Annotated in this window: 1 pseudogene; it reads left to right on the forward strand. The window is 61.9% G+C overall.

Annotated elements, in window-relative coordinates:
- Positions 1-88 (forward strand): annotated as a pseudogene (locus tag WDW90_RS40555) (IS5/IS1182 family transposase); the annotation flags it as partial.
- Positions 89-202: the final 114 nt, after the last annotated feature.

The following is a 202-nucleotide window of genomic DNA, read 5'->3' on the forward strand; positions in this document are numbered from 1 at the left end:
CGAGCGACGCCGCGACATCCACCTCGCCTTCACGACACTGGCCGCAGCCCTCATCGTCTGGCGCTTCATCGAACGGTGGTTTTGTTAGACGCTCTAAGCTCGACTTTGGCCATTTGCGGCGTGTCGAGTGGGCTGAGATGACGAGGCGGGCATGACGGATAGGCTGGCGCTGTTTCCTGCAAGAGACACCGCCATGTCCCCC

The sequence above is a fragment of the Methylobacterium nigriterrae genome, from assembly GCF_037106235.1.
Lineage (GTDB): Bacteria > Pseudomonadota > Alphaproteobacteria > Rhizobiales > Beijerinckiaceae > Methylobacterium > Methylobacterium nigriterrae.